Origin of the sequence: Silvimonas iriomotensis, from assembly GCF_014645535.1 — a bacterium.
GTDB lineage: Bacteria > Pseudomonadota > Gammaproteobacteria > Burkholderiales > Chitinibacteraceae > Silvimonas > Silvimonas iriomotensis.
This window is the reverse complement of the sequence record NZ_BMLX01000003.1, coordinates 292,025-314,366: the sequence shown is the minus strand read 5'-3', so window position 1 is coordinate 314,366 and position 22,342 is coordinate 292,025. Positions and strand designations below refer to the sequence as shown.

At 60.3% G+C, this 22,342-nt stretch carries 22 protein-coding genes; 18 read left to right on the top strand and 4 right to left on the bottom strand.

The features are described 5' to 3' along the window. Window positions 1-44 precede the first annotated feature (44 nt). The 3 genes from IEX57_RS12970 (at window position 45) to IEX57_RS12960 (ending at window position 3,165) form a co-directional block, all read left to right on the top strand. On the top strand, window positions 45-959 hold the full coding sequence (locus IEX57_RS12970; RefSeq protein WP_188704775.1) for a carbohydrate ABC transporter permease: 915 nt from the start codon (window positions 45-47) through the stop codon (window positions 957-959). 17 nt (window positions 960-976) lie between these two features. Beyond that, window positions 977-1,819: a carbohydrate ABC transporter permease gene (locus IEX57_RS12965; protein WP_188704774.1), complete on the top strand. Its 843-nt coding sequence runs from the start codon at window positions 977-979 to the stop codon at window positions 1,817-1,819. Between the two features lie 218 nt (window positions 1,820-2,037). Further along, window positions 2,038-3,165, top strand: coding sequence for an ABC transporter ATP-binding protein (locus IEX57_RS12960; protein WP_188704773.1), 1,128 nt, complete (start codon window positions 2,038-2,040; stop codon window positions 3,163-3,165). A gap of 701 nt (window positions 3,166-3,866) precedes the next feature. On the opposite strand, the gene IEX57_RS12955 is transcribed toward IEX57_RS12960, so the two are convergent. The 3 genes from IEX57_RS12955 to gmk form a co-directional block, all read right to left on the bottom strand. Continuing rightward, window positions 3,867-6,083: a RelA/SpoT family protein gene (locus IEX57_RS12955; protein ID WP_188704772.1), complete on the bottom strand. Its 2,217-nt coding sequence runs from the start codon at window positions 6,081-6,083 to the stop codon at window positions 3,867-3,869. A 92-nt stretch (window positions 6,084-6,175) separates the two neighbouring features. Further along, a complete protein-coding gene (rpoZ, locus tag IEX57_RS12950) occupies window positions 6,176-6,382 on the bottom strand; it encodes a DNA-directed RNA polymerase subunit omega (protein WP_188698579.1) in 207 nt (68 codons plus the stop codon). 119 nt (window positions 6,383-6,501) lie between these two features. After that, on the bottom strand, window positions 6,502-7,116 hold the full coding sequence (gmk, locus tag IEX57_RS12945; RefSeq protein ID WP_188704771.1) for a guanylate kinase: 615 nt from the start codon (window positions 7,114-7,116) through the stop codon (window positions 6,502-6,504). Between the two features lie 810 nt (window positions 7,117-7,926). On the opposite strand from gmk, the gene IEX57_RS12940 reads away from it, so the two are divergent. After that, window positions 7,927-9,267, top strand: coding sequence for a carbohydrate porin (locus IEX57_RS12940; RefSeq protein ID WP_188704770.1), 1,341 nt, complete (start codon window positions 7,927-7,929; stop codon window positions 9,265-9,267). A gap of 751 nt (window positions 9,268-10,018) precedes the next feature. Further along, a complete protein-coding gene (locus tag IEX57_RS12935; RefSeq protein WP_188704769.1) occupies window positions 10,019-10,951 on the top strand; it encodes a DMT family transporter in 933 nt (310 codons plus the stop codon). 3 nt (window positions 10,952-10,954) lie between these two features. On the opposite strand, the gene IEX57_RS12930 is transcribed toward IEX57_RS12935, so the two are convergent. Beyond that, complete coding sequence (locus tag IEX57_RS12930) at window positions 10,955-12,064, bottom strand: P-loop NTPase family protein (RefSeq protein ID WP_188704768.1); 1,110 nt, start codon at window positions 12,062-12,064, stop codon at window positions 10,955-10,957. 281 nt (window positions 12,065-12,345) lie between these two features. Here IEX57_RS12930 and IEX57_RS12925 point away from each other — a divergent pair, with 281 nt between their 5' ends. The 13 genes from IEX57_RS12925 to IEX57_RS12865 all read left to right on the top strand — a co-directional run bounded on the left by IEX57_RS12925 (window position 12,346) and on the right by IEX57_RS12865 (window position 22,336). Next, the gene (locus tag IEX57_RS12925) at window positions 12,346-12,795 is read left to right on the top strand and encodes a PTS sugar transporter subunit IIA (RefSeq protein WP_188704767.1); all 450 of its coding nucleotides are present in this window, start codon (window positions 12,346-12,348) and stop codon (window positions 12,793-12,795) included. 37 nt (window positions 12,796-12,832) lie between these two features. Then, window positions 12,833-13,099, top strand: coding sequence for a PTS sugar transporter subunit IIB (locus IEX57_RS12920; RefSeq protein ID WP_229709011.1), 267 nt, complete (start codon window positions 12,833-12,835; stop codon window positions 13,097-13,099). A gap of 96 nt (window positions 13,100-13,195) precedes the next feature. Then, entirely contained in the window at window positions 13,196-14,452 is a 1,257-nt protein-coding gene (ulaA, locus tag IEX57_RS12915; protein WP_188704766.1) for a PTS ascorbate transporter subunit IIC, read from the top strand. Window positions 14,453-14,685: 233 nt separating this feature from the next. After that, a complete protein-coding gene (gene eutS, locus IEX57_RS12910) occupies window positions 14,686-15,021 on the top strand; it encodes an ethanolamine utilization microcompartment protein EutS (protein ID WP_188704765.1) in 336 nt (111 codons plus the stop codon). A 2-nt stretch (window positions 15,022-15,023) separates the two neighbouring features. Beyond that, a complete protein-coding gene (locus IEX57_RS12905) occupies window positions 15,024-15,518 on the top strand; it encodes a EutP/PduV family microcompartment system protein (RefSeq protein WP_188704764.1) in 495 nt (164 codons plus the stop codon). Continuing rightward, window positions 15,515-16,228, top strand: coding sequence for an ethanolamine utilization acetate kinase EutQ (eutQ, locus tag IEX57_RS12900; RefSeq protein ID WP_188704763.1), 714 nt, complete (start codon window positions 15,515-15,517; stop codon window positions 16,226-16,228). Before IEX57_RS12905 ends, eutQ begins: the two co-directional genes overlap by 4 nt. An 8-nt stretch (window positions 16,229-16,236) precedes the next feature. Further along, window positions 16,237-17,052 (top strand): ethanolamine utilization cob(I)yrinic acid a,c-diamide adenosyltransferase EutT, encoded by an 816-nt coding sequence (gene eutT / locus IEX57_RS12895; protein WP_188704762.1) that lies wholly within the window; start codon window positions 16,237-16,239, stop codon window positions 17,050-17,052. Further along, the gene (locus IEX57_RS12890; protein WP_188704761.1) at window positions 17,049-18,068 is read left to right on the top strand and encodes a phosphate acyltransferase; all 1,020 of its coding nucleotides are present in this window, start codon (window positions 17,049-17,051) and stop codon (window positions 18,066-18,068) included. The genes eutT and IEX57_RS12890 overlap by 4 nt, the downstream gene beginning before the upstream one ends. Before the next feature lie 38 nt (window positions 18,069-18,106). Further along, window positions 18,107-18,400: an ethanolamine utilization microcompartment protein EutM gene (eutM, locus tag IEX57_RS12885; protein ID WP_088737641.1), complete on the top strand. Its 294-nt coding sequence runs from the start codon at window positions 18,107-18,109 to the stop codon at window positions 18,398-18,400. Between the two features lie 120 nt (window positions 18,401-18,520). Continuing rightward, entirely contained in the window at window positions 18,521-18,805 is a 285-nt protein-coding gene (locus tag IEX57_RS12880) for a EutN/CcmL family microcompartment protein (protein ID WP_188704760.1), read from the top strand. A 41-nt stretch (window positions 18,806-18,846) separates the two neighbouring features. Next, complete coding sequence (locus IEX57_RS12875; RefSeq protein ID WP_188704759.1) at window positions 18,847-20,262, top strand: aldehyde dehydrogenase family protein; 1,416 nt, start codon at window positions 18,847-18,849, stop codon at window positions 20,260-20,262. Window positions 20,263-20,286: 24 nt separating this feature from the next. After that, window positions 20,287-21,117 (top strand): ethanolamine utilization protein EutJ, encoded by an 831-nt coding sequence (eutJ, locus tag IEX57_RS12870; protein ID WP_188704758.1) that lies wholly within the window; start codon window positions 20,287-20,289, stop codon window positions 21,115-21,117. Further along, window positions 21,110-22,336, top strand: a complete 1,227-nt coding sequence (locus IEX57_RS12865) for an iron-containing alcohol dehydrogenase family protein (RefSeq protein WP_188704757.1) — start codon at window positions 21,110-21,112, stop codon at window positions 22,334-22,336. Before eutJ ends, IEX57_RS12865 begins: the two co-directional genes overlap by 8 nt. The last annotated feature ends 6 nt before the right edge of the window (window positions 22,337-22,342 follow it).

Below are 22,342 nucleotides of genomic sequence, written 5' to 3'. Positions count from 1 at the left end.
CAAGGCGGGATGGCTTTGCTGGCGGTGCATAGGGAGTAGAGGCCATGAAACGTTCGTTTCCCTGGCATATCGTGGTCTTTCTGGCCCCGGCATTTCTGATTTACCTCGTATTCAGCGCCTGGCCGCTGATCGACACGTTGCGACTGGGGTTCTTCACCACCAACGACAACGGCTCGCAAACCTGGGCCGGGCTGGCCAACTATCATTCCCTGCTGTTCGATCCGCTGTGGTCAGAAGGCTTCTGGAATGCCATGAAGAACAACTGCAAGTTCTTCCTGGTGCACATGTGCGTGCAAAACCCGCTGGGTCTGCTGCTGGCGGCCCTGTTGTCGATGCGCGGCGTGAAGTTTGCCAAGGGCTACCAGACCGCCATCTTCCTGCCGACGCTGTTGTCGGTCGTGATCATTGGCTTTATCTGGCAGCTGATTCTGTCGCCGCTGTGGGGCGTGTCAGAACACATTCTGAGCCTGGTGCACCTCGATAGCCTGTTCCAGCCGTTCCTGGGTCAGGAAGAAACCGCGCTGTTTACCTTGTCGGCCATGTCGGTGTGGCAGTTCGTTGGTATCCCGATGATGCTGATCTACGCCGCGCTGATTGCCATCCCGGACGAGATCATTGAAGCCGCGTATGTGGAAGGTGCCTCTGCCTGGCGCATTTTCTGGACCATCCGCGTACCGCTGATCCTGCCGACACTGGGCCTGACCACTATCCTGACCTTTGTTGGCAACTTCAACGCATTTGACCTGATTTACTCAGTCAAGGGCGCGCTGGCCGGCCCCAACTTCAGTACCGATATTCTGGGCACCTATTTCTACCGCGCCTTCTTTGGCTATCAAAGCCAGATTGGCAGCCCGACCATGGGTGCTGCCGTGGCCACGCTGATGTTCCTGGTGATCCTGCTGGGCGTGGGCGTGTACTTCTACTTTATCCAGCGCAAGCTGCAACGCTTCAGTTTCTAAAAGGGAGGCCACCACACATGTCGCAACATAAAGCTTCCCGATTCCTGGGTGCCGGTCTGACCCAGGTGGTCCTGGCCGGTTATACGATCCTGGCGCTGTTTCCGATCGCGCTGATCATCATCAACTCGTTCAAAAGCCGCGGGGCGATCTTTGATAACCCGCTGGCCCTGCCGACCAGCGAGACGTTCTCGTTGATCGGTTTCCAGAAAGTGCTGCATGAATCGCACTTCACGCTGTACTTCGGCAACAGCCTGATCGTCACCATCACCTCGCTGGTGCTGATCTTGCTGTTTGGCGCGATGGCGGCCTGGGCGCTGTCTGAATACAAGTTCAAGGGCAGCCGGATTCTGGCTCTGTTCTTTGCCTTCGGCATCATGGTGCCGATTCGCCTGGGTACGGTGTCGATTCTGAAACTGATGGTGAGCCTGAGCCTGGTGAACACGCTGACCGCGCTGATCCTGGTGTACGTGGCGCAAGGCCTGCCGCTGGCGATCATGATTTTGTCGGAATTCATGCAGCAGATCCCCAAGGAACTGAAAGAAGCCGCCCGCTGCGATGGCGTGGGCGAATTCAAGATTTTCTTCCAGGTGATCCTGCCGCTGATCCGCCCGGCCGTGGCCACCGTTGCCGTGTTCACCATGGTGCCGATCTGGAACGACTTGTGGTTCCCGCTGATTCTGGCGCCGGGTGACTCTACCCAGACCGTCACGCTGGGCGTGCAGCAGTTCATTGGTCAGTACGTGACCAACTGGAACGCCGTGCTGGCCTCGCTGACCCTGGCCGTGCTGCCGGTGCTGGTGATGTATGTGTTCTTCTCACGCCAGTTGATCCGCGGCATTACCGCCGGCGCCGTCAAATGACGGCGCAGTGAGGAGAGATGTGTGAGGGGTGAGGTGTAAAAGCCCGCCCCGGCGCACCAGGTGCCGTAGGGTGGGTTCGGCGCAAAGCGACAACCCACCACCGCAGCCAACAAAACAGAATTCATATCGTAAACGGTCGAGTATCAAAGGTTTTCGGGGTTACACCTCACCCCTCTCACCTCACTCCTCACCGTTTGCGACTAATGGGAGCAAACAAGATGTCTCATGTATCACTGAAAAACCTGACCAAATCCTACGACGGCAAAACCAATGTGCTGTCCGGGATCAACCTGGAAATCAACGACGGCGAATTCGTCGTGCTGGTCGGCCCGTCCGGCTGCGGCAAGTCCACGCTATTGCGCATGGTCTGCGGTCTGGAAGAAATCACCGGTGGCGATCTGGAGATCGACCACGCCCGCGTGAACGACCTGCCCCCGGCCCTGCGCGGCATTGCCATGGTGTTCCAGAGCTACGCGCTCTACCCGCACATGAATGTGTACAAGAACATGGCGTTTGGCCTGAAAGTGGCCGGCAAATCCAAAGACGAAGCCGACACCCGCATCCGCAACGCCGCCAAGATCCTCAAGATTGATCACCTGCTCGAACGCCTGCCGCGCGAACTCTCCGGCGGTCAGCGTCAGCGCGTGGCCATTGGCCGCGCCATTGTGCGTGAACCCAAACTGTTCCTGTTCGACGAACCGCTCTCCAACCTCGACGCCGCCCTGCGCGTCCAGACCCGTCTGGAAATCGCCAAGCTGCACCGCGAACTGGAAGCCACTATTGTTTACGTCACGCACGACCAGGTCGAAGCCATGACCCTGGGCGACAAGATCGTGGTCATGCACGACGGCCTGATCCAGCAAGCCGGCTCGCCGCTGGAACTGTACCAACAGCCCGCCAACCTGTTCGTCGCCACGTTTATCGGCTCGCCCAAGATGAACCTGCTTGAAGGCGTCGTCGAAAGCGCCGCCGCAGATCATCTGATCGTCACCCTCGCCGGCGGCCAGAACGTGCGCGCCGACGTAGACGGCAGCACCGCCACCGTGGGCGACCGCGTCACCGTCGGCATCCGCGCCGAGCACCTGTGGGAAGACAGCAACGGCAGCGAACGCTTCTCTGGCACCGTGAACCTGGTCGAACACCTGGGCGAATCCAACTTCCTGTACCTCACCCTCTCCACCGGCCAGGACCTCACCGTACGCGGCCATGGCGACCGTGAAGTGAACATTGGCGACACCATCAACATCTCCGCCCCGTCGGCCGCCTTCCACGTCTTTGACCGCGACGGCAATGCCTTCAAACGCCTCAAGCCCGGCAACATGGTCGCCGCCAAACGCGTAGGCTGAGATGTAAAAGCGCAATGCCTTGCCAGAGGCTGGACGACGCCTTGTATGCCGATGCATACAGGGCGTTTTTCTTTTTGGGGCGGGAAAGGGATGGCAGTTTTAGCGCCTGACGGCGCAGTGTTTTGACACTGGATTCCGGCCTGCGCCGGAATGCCGAGGTGGTGAGGCAAGGGCGTCATTCTTGCATACGGATGAACCCTGGGTGCCGTTGTCGTTGATTTTCGGGGTTGGGGTTGGGGTTGGGGTTGGGGTTGCTTTTGACGTTGAGCCCCCTTTGACTGCGCCGAGCATCGCAGCAAGGCGCGGCGATCAAGGCGAAGCGGTAGGCCGCAGGCCGAACACGCGAGCCAGCCGCGACTTGCGAGAAGCACAGGGAACTCGCGCAGCGAGCGCCGTCGCAGGGGTCGCCTTTTCTTTGGTTACTTTCTTTTGGCGAAGCAAAAGAAAGTAACGTGCTCCGGCCACCGCCGGTAGGTAATGCCTTTACCCGCGCCGAAGGCGCTAACAGCAGTTAAGGTTTTATGGCTTCGTTCACCAAAGGCCACCTGTGGCGGCCAACTGGATTCCGCCTCAAGGCCGGAATGACGAGGTAGTGGGAAAGCACACATCACCTTCACATCCCACAAACAAAAAACGCCACCCTCAACAGGTAGCGTTTTTTGCAAGCCCTCTCAAATACCCACAGCGGATGCAAAGGCCGCTCAGGCCTTCTCCCCACCCCGCATGCGCAAAATCCGGAACACACTCGGCAACTGCCGCAAAGACCGCATCACCCGCGCCAGATGCACGCGGTTAGAGACCTGCAGCACAAAGGCAATCTGCATAAACCGGTCACCCTCATGTTCCGCGTTTTGCGTTGCCACCGACACAATATTGGCCTCCGCCTCGGCAATCGCGGCGGAAATCTGCGCCAGCGCGCCACGGGTATTTTCCGTCAGCACGCGGATCGGCACGTCAAACAGGCGGGTGGAATCCGGGTCCCATTCCACGTCGATGAATTTGTCGGCATCAATCCGGCCGCGGCCGGAAATCTGCGGGCAATCATGCGTGTGCACCACAAGGCCCTGATCTTTCTTCACAAGGCCAATGATCGGGTCACCCGGGATCGGATTACAGCAGCGGGCGAACTGGATGGCCATGCCTTCCGTGCCGCGAATGGTCACCGACGAAATCTTGCGGCCGGCGGCAGCCGCGGCCGTGTTGTCGTCCAGCCACTGGCCGGACAACTGCAACAGGCGCTTGGCCACCACCACCGCCAGGCGCTGGCCCAGGCCGATGTCAGAAAGCACATCTTCCTTGGTGCGCGCGCTGCTTTCTTTCAGGTAGCGATCCCAGGTGTCGTCGGTCATCGGCAAAAACTGCTGATGCAGCGTGGCAAAACCCTGGGCCAGCAAGCGTTCGCCCAGATGCACCGACTCTTCAAACCGCATGGTTTTAAGGAAGTGGCGGATATGCGAGCGCGCCTTGCCGGTTGAGACAAACGTCAACCAGGACGGATTGGGCTTGGCGTGGGCGGCGGTGACAATTTCCACCTGGTCGCCGCTCTTGAGGCGTGAGCGCAGCGGCACCAGTTCGTGGTTCACCTTGGCAGCAATACAGCGGTTGCCGATATCGGTGTGCACGGCGTAGGCGAAGTCGACACACGTGGCGCCCTGCGGCAGGCTCATGATCTTGCCCTTGGGCGTGAACACGTACACCTGATCCGGGAACAGATCGACCTTGATGTGCTCCAGGAACTCCACCGCGTCGCCGGATTCCGCCTGGATTTCCAGCAAGGACTGCAGCCACTGGTGGGTCTTTTGCTGCACATCAGAAAAGCTCTCGTCGCCGCTCTTGTACATCCAGTGGCTGGCGACGCCAGCGTCCGCAATGCGGTGCATGTCCTGCGTGCGGATCTGGATTTCAATCGGCAAGCCGTACGGGCCGAACAGCGTGGTGTGCAGGCTCTGGTAACCGTTGGCCTTGGGGATCGCAATGTAGTCCTTGAACTTGCCGGGGATGGGCTTGTACAAGGCATGCAGTGCGCCAATGGCCAGATAACACGTCGGTACGTCTTTGACGATGACGCGGAAACCGTAGATATCGAGCACCTCGGAAAAAGAGAGGCTCTTTTCCTGCATTTTGCGGTAAATGCTGTGCAGGTTTTTCTCGCGCCCCGTTACCGTGGCGTCGATATTGCATTCGATCAGCTTGTTCTTGAGGCCGTCCAGAATCTTGCCCACCACCTCGCGGCGGTTGCCGCGCGCGGACTTGAGTGCCCTGGACAGCACTTCATAACGGTTGGGATAGGTGTACTTGAACGAGAGGTCGTCCAGTTCCAGGTACACCGCATTCAGACCCAGCCGGTTGGCGATCGGCGCGTAGATTTCCATGGTCTCGCGCGCAATGCGTTTTTGCTTGTCCGGCCGCATCACGCCCATGGTGCGCATGTTGTGCAGCCGGTCTGCCAGCTTGATCAGGATGACACGCAGGTCGCGCGCCATGGCCAGCAGCATTTTGCGGAAGTTTTCCGCCTGCGCCTCTTCCTTGCTCTGGAACTCCAGCTTGTCGATCTTGGACATGCCGTCAACCAGCTCGGCCACATGGCGCCCAAACTTTTCGGTGAGTTCAAGCTTGGTGATGCCGCTGTCTTCCATCACGTCGTGCAGCAACGCAGCCGCCAGCGCCTGGGCATCAAGATGCCAGGACGTCAGGATGCTGGCCACAGCCAGCGGATGGGAGATATAAGGCTCGCCGCTCTGGCGGCTTTGTCCACGATGCGCGGCTTCAGAGAATTTGAAGGCGACAGCGAGGAACACCCGGTCTTCGGGCTTGAGGTAAGCAGTGTCTTCGGTCAGAAACCGGTTTGCCGCAGCAATGACCGCTGGCGCCTTGGCAGCCAGGTCAGGTACGTCAGCAGCAGCAAGCAACGCTTCCATGAGGGGATACTCCACCGCGGCCATCAGACACTGATGGCCGTCTCCATATTCATTTAAATATAGATGTCAGGTGGGGTGAAACGCAGTGCGGATCAAGAGCGACGATTGAGCATTTCGCGGCCAACCAGGCCGGCAGCCATTTCGCGCAGGGCGAGGACGGTGGGCTTGTCACGGCCCGGGGCGTCCACTTGCGGGGTGGAGCCGTTGGCGATCTGGCGGGCGCGGTAGGCGGCAGCCAGAGTCAGATCAAAACGGTTTTCGATGCGGTTCAGGCAATCTTCAACGGTTACGCGTGCCATATAAATGGAATCTCCGATCAAACCAGGACCGGCTCATGCGATTTGAGCCCGGCCCCAAAAAACCAAAACGGCCATGACGAGAACCCGTTATGGCCTTGAATTGCATTGATTATAACAGATCAGGCCTTGAGCGAGTTCACCAGTTCGGCGTGACGTACTGCCTGACGCTCGCCGCGCAGGCGTTCTGCCCGCACAACGCTGATGATGTCGCGCACGGCGTCATCAATGTGTTCGTTGATGATCACGTACTGCGCTTCGCTGACGTGGCCCATTTCTTCACGGGCTTTGGACATGCGGCGCTGGATGACGTCTTCCGGATCTTTGCCACGGGCACGCAGGCGTTGCTCCAGCGTGTTGATGGACGGCGGCAGGACAAACACGCCCACGGAATCCGGGAACAGCTTTTTCACCTGCTGGGCGCCTTGCCAGTCGATCTCCAGCAAGATGTCGCGGCCGTCATCAATCACCGACTCCAGCCATTTTCTGGAGGTGCCGTAATAGTTGCCGTAGACCTCTGCCCATTCGACAAAGTCACCTGCCTGGACCATGCCTTCAAAGGTGGCACGGTCAACAAAGTGGTAATCCTTGCCATTCACTTCGCCCGCACGCGCAGGGCGCGAGGTGAAAGAGATGGAAAGCTGAATCTGCTGGTCTGCGGCAAGCAGGGCCGCAACCAGTGTGGTCTTGCCGGCGCCCGACGGGGCTGTCACGACAAAAATGGTGCCTTTAGCCATTGATATGAAACCTGTGGGAAAACTTGTCTTGCAGGTTAGCACAAACACAACTTGCTGTTTACAAGCATCAGCGCCCAAACCCTTGCAGACCCCTTCGCCACGGGGCCAGAGCGGCAATTCTGACGGCAAAGGTCATGACCACGCATTTTTCAGGTCACTAAATATAGATACCTTCATCAAGTGGCTGTCGGGTCAGTTTCAGGTGAAATCGTTTGCATGGATTGTTGCTACTGTCCATTTTTTGCAACATTTTCTAACACGCCCCCAAAACGCCAAAAAAAGTAGCAAAGCGCCCTTCGACTACGGGGAACACCTTAAAAATCTGTATGTTTTTAGGTGTGTCCAGTGTTTTTTTGAGCAAATTTGGCGAAATCGCATAAGGACATTTACCTAAGAAGAACACCCGACAGGTGTTCTACTGATTCCTGCAAAACACGCCCCTGCTTATCGTCAACGCACAGTTTCGGAACAAGCTTACAAGCAGTTGCACGCTTTTGAGCCGATCTGCGGATCACCATAAATACATTATTCAAACCTAATAAACACGCGGGTTTGAGTACATGGTGCCGATAGACGGTCCGGAATGAAAGAAGCCCCAAGGCAGTGCCTTGAGGCTTATAGGGAGGACCCTTTTCACCATTCAACTTTCCACGGCCGACTGGTGAATCGGGCAAGTTATTACTACGGCGGCAATTATGTAGTCTGCCGCTTTGTGTTCCCGAATGTAGCAAGCGTCGTGGCAGCGACCTGGCTATTTTGAGTCCCCGTGCAGACGGGTTTACACACTCGAGCAAAGAGAGAGTACCAAAAATGGACTTCAAGTTCCGTATTACCCACTTCGCTGCAGCTGCCATGCTGGCTACCGGCGCGATGGCAATGGCTGATGATGTAGCTCCGACCGCCCTGCAAGCTGCAGTAGGCAGCGTTACCTCCAACGGCTACTTCCGCGCAGGTTGGGGCGAAGCCGGCAAGGGCGGCAACATGCAATGTTTCGGCGTTGGCTATGCCAAGTTCCGTCTGGGTAACGAGTGCGATGCCTACGGCGAAATCGGTCTGGACATTCCTGTGTTCAACCAGTCCAACGGTGCTGTGTGGACTGCACACACCATGGTTAACACCGACATTCCGTATTCCGCTGACTACTGGGATACCAAGCTGGCATTTGCCCAGAACTACATCAGCGTTGCTCACTGGGGCGACGGTGCTCTGAAGGATGCAGTGCTGTGGGCCGGTCTGCGTTACTACGATCGTCCTGACTTGCACATGCTCGATTACAAGTACTTGGTCGGTGACGGCTCCGGTGCTGGTATCGAAAACATCAACCTGGGTAACGACGTGATGTTCAGCTACGCTTTGATGCGTCCGGCTGACTCCAACGACCTGGGCCGCACCTGGCTGGAAAACCTGTTCAAGGTTTCCAACATCAAGGCAGGTCCTGGCGCGTTCACCTTCAACGCTGGCCTGACTGGCGCATGGCACTCGGATAACACCACTGTTACCACGACTGACCCGCTGACCGGCCTGAGCACCACCACCACCAGCGCAACCGCTCAGACCAGCAACGGCTGGTACCTGTCCGGTCTGTACGACCACCCGGTCGGCGATCTGGGTTCCAACCGCATTGGTCTGCAATACGGTCGTGGCGCCAACGCAACGGGTAACTTCAGCAGCATCAACCAGGGCGCTGCCTCTGACGACAGCACCCTGCAGGTGTTTGACAACATCACGCTGGAACCGAAAGACAGCCAGTGGACCGTTATGGGCCACGCTGTATATCGCAGCGATGACTACTCCGACACCACTGGTGGCAAGCGCACCTGGTGGGCAGTTGGTGCCCGTCCGCAGTACCACTTCACTGACATCTTCGGTTTCGCTACCGAACTTGGCTATGAATCGTACAAGCAAGACAACCTGGATCTGGGTAACGAGAACATCACCAAGGTCACGTTTGCTCTGACCGCAGCCGCTGGCAAGGGTGCTTATGCTCGTCCGGAACTGCGCCTGTTCTACACCTACGCCAAGTGGAACGATGCTGCAATGAAGGACCCGGGCAATCCGATGAATGCTGTTTCCAGCAAGGGCGTGCATAGCGTCTACGAAAACAGCACCAACGGCAGCTCCTTCGGCGTTCAAGCTGAAGCATGGTGGTAAGAATCTGATGGTGATTGCCGTGTGAACGGTCCGGTCCACGCGGCAATCAATCAATCGGATGGAGGAGATCTGGCAGCAATGCCAAAGGATGAGACACGGACAGCCTGACTTTCGGGTCGGGTTGTCTGTGCATCACCTTGCAGTGGATGTTGCAATACCAGGGGGCAGGTCGCACCCCGCCCGCAAGTCACTATTCAAACCAGAACAGCCGACCATTCTGTTGTACCCCGGAAACGAAAACCAATAACGACAGTCGTGATTTGAAAGCCGGTGCAACGAAAGCACAGGTGCTGCCACGTCTTGCCTGAGCGCGACGATATTGACCGTTGCCGCCAGCCTGCCGGGTCAGCCGGCTTTGGAATCATGCGCTAAGGTGCCCGAGGGCGCCGCAGTGTGTGGTCACTGCCTTTCTTGCCAGCGCAGTTTTTGCGCCGGGGCAGTCTGCCGCGAGGTAGCAGCAAGAGCACGCTAACTTATATCCCCCCGATCGTCTCCTGGCGGTCGGGGGATTTTTTTGTCTGTCTTTACCCCCTGCCCCCAACGCTGTTGCGTCCACACCACCCGATCGGGCCGGCCAGCCTGAAAGGTCAATGTCTTTAACCTTTTTTGCCTACAATGCCATTGTTGTATGACATCAGGCACACCCATTGCTTGATCTGTCATGGGTTACGCACGCCGTGACCTCAAACCACCCGCGCCGGCCACAAGCCATCAACGCGGATTGATCCATTTTTTCCTACAGGAAAAAAGCATGTCTGCCACCCCGCATTCCCGGCCGGTTGTACTGGCCACGCTTGCTGCGCTCTTCTGGGCCGGCAATTTTGTCGCCGGGCGTTTTCTGCACGGCCAACTCTCCCCTTTGACCATCTCTTTCGGCCGCTGGCTGGTTGCCCTGGCTTGTCTTGCCCCGCTTGTCCTCCCGCGCTGGCGCACCGTATTGCCCCAATTGCGTCCGCACTGGCGAGCCATCGTGGTGCTTGGCCTGGCCGGCATCGCATTGTGCAACACGCTGATTTACCGCGGCGTGACCCAGACCAGCGCCACCAACGCGGTAATGCTGAGCGCCTTCATTCCGATGGGCGTGCTGCTGGGCGGCCACCTGTTCTGTGGTCTGCGCATGACCATGGCGCAAACGCTGGGCACCGTTCTATCGTTCTGCGGCGTGGCGTTCATCCTGACCCATGGCCACCCGGCGGCCTTGCTGCAACTGACGCTCAATCCCGGTGACCTGTGGATTCTGGCAGCGGTGGTGTGCTGGGCGGCTTATACGCTCAAGCTGCGGCAGATTCCCGCCAGTATCGACAAAACCGCGTTGCTGTTTGCAGTGATTGGCGCGGGCACGGTGTGTCTGTTGCCGGCGGTTGCGCTGGAGTGGTCGTTGCGCGGCCTGCCCCACGTTACCGTGCAAAGTGGCAGCGTGCTGTTGTTCCTGGGTGTGTTTCCGTCGGTGCTGTCGTACCAGTTCTATAACATTGCCGTGGCCAGACTGGGTGGCGCCCGCGCCAGCAGCTTCATGCATCTGATCCCGCCGTGCGGGACGGTCATGTCATTGATGTTGCTGGGCGAACAACTGCACTGGTGGCATGTGGCCGGGCTGGCGGTGATTCTGGCAGGTGTGGCGACCGCCAATGGTTTGTTGTCTGGGCATGGGTTCTCCCGCCCGACGCCGGCCCCCACGCGCTGAGGGTCAGGCCTTGTCGGTCACCGACAAGGCCGCAGCCAGGTGTGGATCGATGATCAGGTAGCGCCCGTCTGCCTCCTGACCCAGCACCCGGTTGCGCATGAGTTTTTTCAGGCTGCTTTGCACCTGCGATGTCGATACCCTGGCTGCGCCCGTTTGCGCGGCCAGGTATTGCCGCAGGGTATCGCCATAAAACTGGCGCGTTCCTTTGGCCACCTCGGTCAGCAGCAACCGGTCCAGCCGGCTCATTTCTTCCCACGACAACACCGCCACACGGTGCCGCTGCAACCGTGCTAGTTGCACTTGCAAAGCTTCCGCCGGCGCGCGTTCCGGGTTGAGCACCAGGTCTTCCACCAGCGCGCGAAAGTAATACGGAATCCGCTGCAGCCGGTTAAAGGCGTCCTGCATGATGCCTTCATCCACCTGGCCCCAGGTAATGCCTTGGTACGGGCTGAGCTTGCCAAAGGGGTTGTCGTCTTCGCGCTTGGTGCGGGTGAGCTGGTGATACTGGCCGACCAGGTGATGCACAAACGCATCGCCAATATCAGGCAGGGTCAGCACCGTGGTCTGTTGCTGCAACAGCGCCGGCAAGCCCTGATGGTGCCCGGTCAGGGTGCTGGAGAGTACCAGCCGCGCCTGGCCATTGGTGCCGGCAAACGCGCGCAGGATTTCCCGCAGCAGCGTGTCGCCACCGGCCAGTTGCAGCACGCGATCCACATCATCAATCACCAGCAGCGAGGGTTTTTTCTCGTTTCGCAACTGGGCCAGTTCTTGCACCAGCCGTTCCGGAAACGCCGCTCTGGCGGTTGCGGCATGCTGCCCGGCCAAGCGGGCGAACTGGCGCATCAGCCATTTCTCACCCGCAGCAAAGTCAGATAATGCTTCTTGCAGGCGTCTGGTCAGCGCGCGTGGCGACACCGTGGCGCAGCCAAAATAGCGCACGCGCCAGCCGTGTTCTTCGGCATGCGGCAGCAGGTCGTACTGCAAAAATTCGCTTTTCCCCATCTGCCGTGGCGCCATCAAGGTAATGGCCTGCGCCAGCCCGGACTGCAAGGTAGAGAGCGCAATCGCCGCCAGCGCGCTACGGTTGAAATGCCAGACAGGTTGGACAGCCACGACGTTTACTCTTTATGCATTGATACATAATTATGCATCAACCTGATATTGAACATAAATAAACATAATCCGCCGTGATTGCCATTGGCCATCAAGCCGATATTTATATTTTATCTTTTATTTTCAATGCATTGAAACAATCACCAACACGTTGCGACCCTTACCGCACCGCCGCACAAAGCCGGTGCACAAATCTGCGTATTATCGGTAATTTTCCAATTTCAGCGTTTTATGCCGGGGTAGAACATGGATTTACGCACCAACCCACCGGGAAAAACGCAATGCTCAAAGAAATTCTCACCGCCGACAGCATCCGCTTTGCTGAAGGCTATGCCGACTGGCGCGAGGCCGTACGGGTATCTTGCGAGCCGCTGCTGGAACGCGGCGCCATTGCCCCTTCTTATATCGATGCCATCATCGAGAACGTAGAGAAGATCGGCCCGTATATCGTGATCTCGCCCGATGTGGCGATCCCGCATGCCCGCCCTGAGGCCGGCGCCAGGGCCATTGCCATGGCACTGCTCAAAACCACCACACCGGTGAAGTTCAGCGACGATCCGGATCACCACGCCCGCATGCTGTTTGCGTTCTCCGCCACGGACAACCACAGCCACCAGCGCGCCCTGCGCCAGCTGGCCCGCCTGATCATGGACGAACAGCGTTTTGCACAGTTGCAGGCAGCCAGCACCGCCGAAGCCGTGCTTGAACTGATCGCCGGCATTCCTGAATAAACCGGGTCACCCCCAACACAACAACGGAGAAACCATCATGAAAATCCTGATCGTATGCGGCAATGGCCTGGGTAGCAGCCTGATGCTGGAAATGGCCGTCAAAGACGTGCTCAAAGAGCTGGGCAGCAATGCCGAAGTCGGCCATGCCGATCTTTTTTCTGCCAAGGGCGAAAGCGCAGACCTGTTCCTGGGCGCCCGTGAAATCATCGAGAACCTGGACGACGGCACGCGCAAGGTCGCGTCGGTGAAGAACATCATGGACAAGGCCGAGATCAAGACGGTGCTGGCACCGCATCTGCAATAAATACGGCACGCAAGGCCCGCCGGCATCACGGCCGGCCTTGCAACCTGTTGCCCGTACCATGACGGGCAATCACAAGGTTTGGGGAGTCACACAACAATGATCAAATTCCTGCTCGATATCCTGTCCGATCCGGCCATCCTGATCGGCATCTTTGCCCTGATCGGCCTGTTGCTGCAAAAGGCCAAAGTCTCTGACGTGGTCGCGGGCACCATCAAAACCATTCTGGGCTTTGTGATCCTGGGCGCCGGCGCGCAGATTCTGGTCGGCTCGCTGGATATTTTCCGCCAGGTGTTCGACCACGCTTTCGGCCTGAAGGGGACCATTCCCAATAACGAGGCCATTGTCGCGCTGGCCATGAAGCAGTTCGGCACGCAAACCGCCTATGTGATGATCCTGGGCATGCTGGTCAACCTGATCCTGGCCCGCGTCACACCGCTCAAGTTCATTTTCCTGACTGGCCATCACACCTTGTTCATGGCATGTCTGCTGGTCGCCGTGATGAGTGCAGGCGGCATGACCGGGGTGACGCTGGTGCTCACCGGTGGCGTGTTGCTGGGCATCTTGATGGTGCTGATGCCGGCACTGTCGCAGCCGTTTACCCGCAAAGTCACCGGGAACGACAGCTTTGCGCTGGGCCACTTTGGCAGCATTGGCTACATTACCGCCGCGCTGGTCGGCAAAGCCGTGGGCAAAAGCGGTCGCAGCACTGAAGACATCAAGGTGCCCGAGTCGCTGCGCTTCTTGCGTGATACCTCGATCAGCATGGCGCTGACCATGGGCATTCTGTTCATTGTGGTGTCGCTGGCGGCCGGCCCGACCTTTATCGAAACCACCTTGTCTGGCGGCGTGAACTTCCTCGTGTTCTCGATCAAACAAGCGCTGGTGTTCTCGGCCGGGGTGTACATCATTCTGGCTGGCGTGCGTTTGCTGATTTCCGAAATCGTGCCCGCCTTCAAGGGGATCTCTGACAAGCTCATCCCCAATGCCAAACCGGCACTTGATTGCCCGTCTGTCTTCCCGTTTGCGCCCAACGCGGTGGTGATCGGCTTCATGTCCAGCTTTATTGGCGGCCTGATTGCCATGTTCATCACGCCGGTGTTTGGTCTGGCCGTGATTGTGCCAGGGCTGATTCCGCACTTCTTTACCGGCGCCACAGCGGGCGTTTATGGCAATGCCACCGGCGGCCTTAAAGGCGCGGTACTGGGCGCGTTTGCCAACGGTATCCTGATCAGCTTCCTGCCGGCGATTTTGCTCTCGGGCCTTGGCGCCATCGGCTTTGCCGGCACCACCTTTGGCGACACCGACTTTGGCGTGATCGGGATTTTGCTCTCCTTTGCCACCCGCGCGTTCTAAGCGTTCAACACACGGCGACCCGCGTGTCGCCCATCCCCCCAAAGCCGGCAGCCGCCGGCTTTTTTCATGCCTGCTGCGGTCAGGCCTTTCTTATGCCATCGGGATGAAGTTTTATCTGGATCAAGTTCTGGCCCGATCCCCCGCCCCATCCGCGCATATTTGCCAGTTTTTGATACTGCCCCTGTCCTGACTATCCCTAGTCTGGCCCACAACCAATTGGTGGACGTGGAGCGATGGACAAGGAACGCATCATTCAGGAGTTTGTGCCCGGCAAGCAGGTCACGCTGGCACATCTGATCTCCCACCCCACCGAAGAACTCGCGCGCAAGATCGGCGTTCAGGGCGCAGAGGCCATCGGCATCATGACGCTCACCCCGGGCGAGACCGCCATGATCGCGGGCGATCTGGCCAGCAAGGCGGCAGATATCCAGATCGGGTTTCTGGATCGCTTCTCTGGCGCGCTGGTGATTTCCGGTTCCGCCGGTGCGGTTGAAGAAGCATTGCAACAGACCGTCAGCGGTTTGCAGCGCTTGCTGGCCTACACCATCTGCCCGCTGACGCGCAGTTGATCATGGCCGCTGACTGCCCCTTTCCCCGTTTTGCGCTGGTCGGCTCGATCGAGGCCGGCAAATCCACCTTGTTCAACGCGCTGCACGGCCGTCATGAGTCCGCGCGCAAAACCCAGGCCGTGGAGTTCGACCAGACCGGCGCCATCGACACCCCGGGTGAGTTTTTCAACCACCCGCGCCTGTATCACGCGCTGATCAACACCATCACCGACGTCGACGTCCTGGTTTATGTGCACCCGGCCAACCTGCTGGAATTGCACATGCCGCCCGGCCTGCTGGAGGTCTACCACAACAAGCGGCTGTTCTGCGTCATCAGCAAGATCGACCTGCCCGACGCCACCCCGGCCCGGGTGGAGAACCTGCTGCGCGAGCGCGGCTTTGATGGCGAGATTTTCCAGGTATCCAGCCAGTGGCCCGAAACCGTCGCGGCGCTGAAAGCCGCCTTGACCGACAGCCACCGCGCCCGCCCGTTACCGCATGGAGTACATCAACAATGAAGCAACTGATTACCGCAGAGACCGTCCGCAACGCCCACGCGGCCGGCCGCACCCAACTTGAAGTCACCCTGCCGCAAGACATTGTCACGCCTGAAGCGCGGGTGGTGGCAGAACGCCTTGGCGTGACGCTGACCGAAGCCATTGCCGGCCACAGCGCGCCGGCCCCCGTCGCCGCACCGGCCAGTCCGGCCGCCCCCAGCACTGTGCCGACCGATGACGCCGACCTGGCCGCCATCCGCGCCGCCGTACTGGCGCAATTGCCGGCGGGTTCCGTGCCGGACGAGGTGGTCGCGCAACTGGTACGCAAGGTCGCGGCAGAACAAAGCGCCACCGTCAGCGCCGTGGATGGCGTGACTACGTTGCCTGGCGGCATCAAATGCGTGAGCGGCCAGAGCGTGCGCATGGGGGTGTTTGATGGCGCGCCGGGCGGGCAGATCGGCATTGCTGATGTTATTACCAGCGCCGATGGCAGCAGCATGGCGGCCGGTTTCATGCAATGGAACAACGCCTTTTTCCCCTGGACGCTCAATTACGACGAAGTGGACATGGTGCTGGAAGGCGAACTGCATATTCGCTGCGCGGGCCAGACCGTCATCGGCAAGGCCGGCGATGTGATGTTCATCCCCAAAGGTTCGAGTATTGAATTCGGCAGCCCGGGCCACGTGCGTTTCCTGTATGTGGCCTACCCGGCCAACTGGCAAGAATGCTGAGGCCAACAATGCCTACCTTCATTACCGAAGACTGGCTGCGGGCCCATGCGGGGCTGGGGCAAAACACCCGGATCAGCCTGCCTGCCGACAGCCGCCTGACACCCGCCGCGCAAGAACTGATCAAGGCGCGTGGTCTGGCCGTGAAGTTTGTGGACGAAGCAGGCCGCACCTTTATTGAAAATCCGGGTGCGGATGGCGGACTGACCCCGGTGCACGGTCTGACCGGCAGCGCCACAGCGCAGCCCCAGCACTGCGCCTTGTGCCAGCAAACCGTCGGCAAGAAAACCGAAGCGCTGACCCACCTGAACGCCAGCACCCTTGTTGCCAAAAACGACGAGCGCATCCGTTTTCGCGGGGAACTCGACAGCGCCATTGCGCTGGCCGTCTGGGTACAAACCGTGTTTGACCCGGCGAGCGAACGTACTCGCCTGGCTGGCTATCTGGCGGATATCCGCTCTGGCCTTGGCAACGTTTTGCGCGCAGAAGTCACGGCCGAGCCCATGCCCGAGATCGCCATGGGCGAAGTCAGCGCCGAGCGTCTGCATACCTTGTCGCATCAGCCGCTGCGCACGCTGGGGCACGACCATATCGTGCCGGATGCCACGCATGGCCCGGCAGTTGCGCAACTCAACCTGCTGCGCGCACGGATCCGTGAATGCGAAACCTGCGCAGCGGCGCTGTATCTGGACCGGGATTACCAGCCTGTCCGGCCAGACATTTTGCAAGCACTCAACCGGCTCAGCAGCGCGGTTTACGTGCTGATGATCCTCACGCTGTTACATGAACGCGGCCAGCCCGTACCTAGTCTGGAGAACCCGGCATGAACCTGTTGCAACAATGCCGTGAAGCCGCTCGCGCCCGGCCACAACGCGTGGTCTTCCCCGATAGCCTGGATGTCCGCAGTGTCCGCGCCGCGCATGAACTGGCGCGTTCTGGTTACGCCAGACCCTTGCTACTGGCCAACCCGTTCGAGATGCGCCACTTCTGTCACGCCCACGGGCTCACCCTGGGCGATGTCCCGGTGCTTGATCCGCTGACAGCCGCCCTCCGCCCTGCACTGCTGGCTCACCTGGCCGGGCGCATGACGGGCAAGGCGGAGGCCGAAGTGCGTCAGCAATTGCAAGACCCGCTCTGGCTGGCCGCCGCGCTACTTGCCAATGGGGACGTGGATTGCTGCGTGGCAGGCAACCAGTCCTCAACCGCCGCCGTGTTGCGTGCCGGCTTGCGCGGTGTGGGGCTGACCGAGGGGAACAAGACGGTGTCCTCCATTTTCTTCATGTTGCCGCCTGGCCCGGGCGAGGTGCTGGCCTTTGCCGACTGCGGCGTGGTGCCGCAGCCCACCACCACGCAACTGGCCGATATCGCCATCGCCACTGCCGCCAGTTATGAGCGCGTGACCGGCAACAGCGCGCGGGTGGCCATGTTGTCGTTCTCCACCCGGGGCAGTGCCCGGCATCCGGCGGTCGATCTGGTGCGTGAGGCCACCGCACTCGTCCGGCAACGCAGCCCGGCTTTGTGCATTGACGGCGAGTTGCAGTTCGACGCCGCCATGGTGGCAGATGTCGCCGCGCAAAAAGCCCCCGACAGCCCGCTGGGCGGTCGCGCCAACGTGTTGGTGTTCCCTTCGCTGGAAGCCGGAAACATTGCCTACAAGGTGGCGCAGCGCCTTGGTGGCTATACCGCGCTGGGCCCGATGATCCAGGGCCTGCGCCTGCCGTATCACGACTTGTCCCGCGGCTGTTCTGCCGAGGACATGGTCGCTGTCAGCCTGCTGGCCATGAAGATGGCCGGCATCGGCCAGGACGGACACGCACGGCACCTTGCCGCGCTGGCGTCCTGAGTTTTTGTTGAACGTTTGTTTTTTGAAGGAGTGTGCAAATGGAAGCACTGGGTCTGATCGAAACCCGCGGCATGGTCGCGCTGATTGAAGCGTCTGATGCCATGGTCAAGGCCGCCCGCGTCAAGCTGGTGGGCGTCAAACAAATCGGCGGTGGTCTGGTAACAGCCATGGTGCGTGGCGATGTCGCTGCCTGCAAAGCCGCCACGGATGCCGGCGCTGCCGCTGCCCAGCGTATTGGTGAACTGGTCTCGGTACACGTTATTCCGCGCCCGCACGCCGATCTGGAAGAAGTCTTTCCGATCAAGATGTCGGCCGACAAAAACCTCGACTGACCACCACGGGGCTGAAGCTGTCTTGCGGCCCCGTTTCCCCTTTTCTTGCGTTGCCCTGCTGCCGCCCTGCGGCCAGGGATGCGCTTTGCCCGAAATACATAAACGCAATCCGGAGGAGCCATGAAGCTGGGCATTGTGGTTGGGCAGGTGGTCGCCACGGTCAAGCACGGCAACCTGCGTCTGGACCGGCTGTTGCTGGTCGATCTGGTCGGCCTGGATGGTGTTGCCCGTGGCGACATGCAAGTGGCCGCAGATTGCCTGGGCGCCGGCACCGGTGAATGGGTCTTGCTGGTTTCCGGCAGCTCTGCCCGCGGGTTGCAGGATGAATCCGCGCCGGTTGACCTGAGCGTCGCCGGCATCGTCGATGAAGTCGTCATCGGCGGCAAGGTGGCTTACCACAAGTGAACGCAGCCACCCCGAAGAAGCACTCAAGGAGCACCGCTGACATGAAAGCAGCCGAGATTGAAGAAGTCGTGCGGGCCGTTCTGGCCACCATGAATACCGTAGCGGCAACGCCTGCTGCTGCCCCCGCAGCCGCCTTGCCTGCAGGCGTTTTTGCGGCGCTGGATGACGCCGTTGCCGCAGCGCGCGCTGCGCAAAAACAACTGGCCACCGTCTCCATGCGTGACCGCGTGATCAGCGCCATCCGCCAGGCCGGCGAAGCCTTTGCCCAGGAGCTGGCTGAACTGGCTGTGGCAGAAACCGGCATGGGCCGCGTGGATGACAAGATCGCCAAGAACCTGGCGCAAGCGCGGCATACGCCGGGTACGGAATGCCTGCAGGCGCAGGTGCTGACTGGCGACAAGGGCCTGACCCTGATCGAAAACGCCGACTGGGGCGTCATTGCCTCGGTCACGCCATCGACCAATCCGGCGGCAACGGTGATCAACAACGCCATCAGCATGGTCGCGGCTGGCAACAGTGTGGTGTTTGCCCCGCACCCGGCCGCGCGCAAGACCTCGCAACGCACGATCACCGTGCTGAACGAGGCAATTGTCGCTGCCGGCGGCCCGGCCAACCTGCTGGTCACCGTGCTCAAACCCGATATCGAAACCGCGCAAAAGCTGTTCCGTTATCCGGGCATTCATTTGCTGGTGGTCACCGGCGGCGAAGCCGTGGTGGAAGCCGCCCGCAAAGTCACCGACAAACGCCTGATCGCCGCTGGCGCGGGCAACCCGCCGGTGGTGGTCGACGAGACCGCCGATCTTGCCCGCGCCGCGCGCGATATCGTGTTTGGTGCTTCGTTCGACAACAACATCATTTGCGCGGACGAAAAAGCGCTGATCGTGGTCGATGCCGTGGCCGACGCGCTCAAGGCAGAAATGGCGCGCAACAAGGCGGTCGAACTGACCGCTGAACAAGCGCGCCGTTTGCAGGACGTGCTGCTGGGCCAGATCGACGCGCAAGGGCACGGCGTGGTGAGCCGCGACTGGGTGGGGCGTGATGCGGTAAAGATCGCCGCTGCGATCGGCCTGACTGTGCCGGCCGACACCCGTCTGTTGTTCGTCGAAACCGACGCCAGCCACCCGTTTGCGGTCACTGAACTGATGATGCCGGTGCTGCCGCTGATCCGCGCCCGCGATGTCAACGCGGCGATTGATCTGGCGGTGCAGCTTGAAGGCGGTTGTCGGCATACCGCGGCCATGCACTCGCGCAATCTGGACAACCTGGACCGCATGGCCAATGCCATCAACACCAGTATTTTCGTCAAGAACGGGCCATGCCTGGCCGGCCTGGGCTTTGGTGGCGAAGGCTGGACCACAATGACGATCTCGACCCCAACGGGTGAAGGCGTCACCAACGCCCGCAGCTTTGTGCGGCTGCGTCGCTGCGTGATGGTCGACCACCTGCGCATTGTGTAACGGGCGGCCATGAAACCACTCAGCATGTCGTCCCTGCAAACCCGGCTCAACCGCGCACACAGCCTGCTGGGCAATACCGGGCCGGTTGCGCCCCAGCCTGGCATGGCACTGGGGGTTGATCTGGGGACCAGCGATGTCGTCTCCATGGTGATTTCTGCCAGCGGTGAGCCGCTGGCAGTCTGCCTGGATTGGGCCGACGTGGTGCGCGACGGCATTGTCTGGAATTTCTTTGGCGCGGTACAGATCGTCCGCCAGCAGCTGGCGCAGCTGCAAGACCAGTTTGGCCAGCCGTTCACGCAGGCCGCCACCTCGTTCCCGCCCGGCACCGATCCGCGAATTTCCGTCAATGTGCTGGAGGCAGCGGGCCTGACTGTCAGCGGCGTGATTGATGAGCCCTCCGCAGTGGCGCAACTGTTGCAGCTCGATTGCGCCGGCGTGGTCGATATTGGCGGCGGCACCACGGGAATTGCCGTCGTCAAGGGCGGCAAGGTGATCTACAGCGGCGACGAAGCCACGGGCGGTCACCATATCTCGCTGACGCTGGCCGGCCATTTGCGCCAGACCATTCAGGAAGTGGAAACCATCAAGCGCAAACAGGGCGAGCAAGTCTGGCCCGTGGTGCGCCCCGTTTTCGAAAAAATGTGCGACATCGTGCGCCGTCATCTGCAGGGCCATGACGTGGCCGATCTTTATCTGTCTGGCGGTTCTTGCTCCATGCCAGGCGTGCAGGCGTTGTTCGCGCACGAATTCCCGCACCTCAAGGTGCATCTGCCCCGCCACCCGATTTATCTCACACCCTTGTCGATTGCGGCTTTCGCGCTCAATGCCGGGTGTGCTGGAACCCATCATGCATGACACCGATATGCGCAGCGCCCTGTACCGGGCCATCGACCTGATCAACGCCGGCCAGGTGCGTGAATTCAACGTGCCACCGGGCACCTTTATCGGCCCTGGCGCCATTGCCCGGCTGGGCGATGCGCTGGTCAGCCGCGGGCTCAAGCGCGTGTTTATCGTGATCGACGCTTTTTTGCAGCAGCGCGGTTTCGCTGACAGCCTGTTCCGCTCGCTGGCCATTCATGGCATCGCCCATGAACAGTATCTGTATCCCGCTGGCGAACCGGACAGCGACCGGGTTGAGGCCGCCTGCGCGCAACTGGTCGCGGCCAGTTGTGACGGCGTCATCGCCTTTGGCGGCGGCTCGGTGCTTGATACCGCCAAGGCCATTGCCCTTCTGGCAACCAACCCGGACTTGCGCGTGGCCGATCTGGCCAGCGCCGGCAACAGTACGCTCACCCGCTTGCCGCTCATTGCCGTGCCCACCACAGCTGGCACCGGTTCTGAAGCCACTAATGTCACGGTGATCACCAGCAGCGCCAGCCATATCAAACAAGTGATCGTGCACCCGGCACTGATCCCCGACCTGGCAATCATCGACGCCTGCCTGACACTGGCCATTCCGGCACCGCTAACCGCAGCGACCGGCATTGATGCACTGACGCATGCCATTGAGGCGTACGTGGCGCGTGGCGCCAACCCGCTGACCCAGGCGCTGGCCCACCGCGCCATCACGCTGATTGCCCAGGCCCTGCCCATTGCTGTTGGCCAGGGCAGCGACGTGGCCGCGCGGGAAGCCATGATGCTGGGCTCTTACCTTGCCGGCATGGCGTTTTCCAATGCCGGGCTAGGGCTGACCCACGCCATGGCGCATCAGATCGGCGCCCGCTACGGCATTGCGCATGGCGTCGCCAACGCCATCCTGCTGCCCTCGGTACTGCGGTTCAACCAGCTGGTCTGCCAGCGCCAGTACGCAGAAATCGCCCATGCCTTTGGTTGTACGGCGCGCACGGGCGATGCGCTGATCACGGCCGTGGCGCAGTTGATTGTTGATCTGGGCCTGCCCGTCAACTTGCAAGCCGCCGGCGGCAACCCCGCTGACTTTGCCGACATGGCGCAAGCCGCACTGGCGGATGCCTGCCTGGCCGGCAACCCGCGCGACGTGAGCGCCGAACAAGTGATTGCCGTCTACCAGCACGCGTGGCAACGCCCGCTTACCGATTTGCCAATCCGGGCCTGAGCAAGG

Coding starts and splice junctions, on each gene's coding strand:
- IEX57_RS12970 (WP_188704775.1), top strand. CDS start 45: ATGAAACGTTCGTTTCCCTGGCATATCGTGGTCTTTCTGGCCCCGGCA.
- IEX57_RS12965 (WP_188704774.1), top strand. CDS start 977: ATGTCGCAACATAAAGCTTCCCGATTCCTGGGTGCCGGTCTGACCCAG.
- IEX57_RS12960 (WP_188704773.1), top strand. CDS start 2,038: ATGTCTCATGTATCACTGAAAAACCTGACCAAATCCTACGACGGCAAA.
- IEX57_RS12955 (WP_188704772.1), bottom strand. CDS start 6,083: ATGGAAGCGTTGCTTGCTGCTGCTGACGTACCTGACCTGGCTGCCAAG.
- rpoZ (WP_188698579.1), bottom strand. CDS start 6,382: ATGGCACGCGTAACCGTTGAAGATTGCCTGAACCGCATCGAAAACCGT.
- gmk (WP_188704771.1), bottom strand. CDS start 7,116: ATGGCTAAAGGCACCATTTTTGTCGTGACAGCCCCGTCGGGCGCCGGC.
- IEX57_RS12940 (WP_188704770.1), top strand. CDS start 7,927: ATGGACTTCAAGTTCCGTATTACCCACTTCGCTGCAGCTGCCATGCTG.
- IEX57_RS12935 (WP_188704769.1), top strand. CDS start 10,019: ATGTCTGCCACCCCGCATTCCCGGCCGGTTGTACTGGCCACGCTTGCT.
- IEX57_RS12925 (WP_188704767.1), top strand. CDS start 12,346: ATGCTCAAAGAAATTCTCACCGCCGACAGCATCCGCTTTGCTGAAGGC.
- IEX57_RS12920 (WP_229709011.1), top strand. CDS start 12,833: ATGAAAATCCTGATCGTATGCGGCAATGGCCTGGGTAGCAGCCTGATG.
- ulaA (WP_188704766.1), top strand. CDS start 13,196: ATGATCAAATTCCTGCTCGATATCCTGTCCGATCCGGCCATCCTGATC.
- eutS (WP_188704765.1), top strand. CDS start 14,686: ATGGACAAGGAACGCATCATTCAGGAGTTTGTGCCCGGCAAGCAGGTC.
- IEX57_RS12905 (WP_188704764.1), top strand. CDS start 15,024: ATGGCCGCTGACTGCCCCTTTCCCCGTTTTGCGCTGGTCGGCTCGATC.
- eutQ (WP_188704763.1), top strand. CDS start 15,515: ATGAAGCAACTGATTACCGCAGAGACCGTCCGCAACGCCCACGCGGCC.
- eutT (WP_188704762.1), top strand. CDS start 16,237: ATGCCTACCTTCATTACCGAAGACTGGCTGCGGGCCCATGCGGGGCTG.
- IEX57_RS12890 (WP_188704761.1), top strand. CDS start 17,049: ATGAACCTGTTGCAACAATGCCGTGAAGCCGCTCGCGCCCGGCCACAA.
- eutM (WP_088737641.1), top strand. CDS start 18,107: ATGGAAGCACTGGGTCTGATCGAAACCCGCGGCATGGTCGCGCTGATT.
- IEX57_RS12880 (WP_188704760.1), top strand. CDS start 18,521: ATGAAGCTGGGCATTGTGGTTGGGCAGGTGGTCGCCACGGTCAAGCAC.
- IEX57_RS12875 (WP_188704759.1), top strand. CDS start 18,847: ATGAAAGCAGCCGAGATTGAAGAAGTCGTGCGGGCCGTTCTGGCCACC.
- eutJ (WP_188704758.1), top strand. CDS start 20,287: ATGTCGTCCCTGCAAACCCGGCTCAACCGCGCACACAGCCTGCTGGGC.
- IEX57_RS12865 (WP_188704757.1), top strand. CDS start 21,110: ATGCATGACACCGATATGCGCAGCGCCCTGTACCGGGCCATCGACCTG.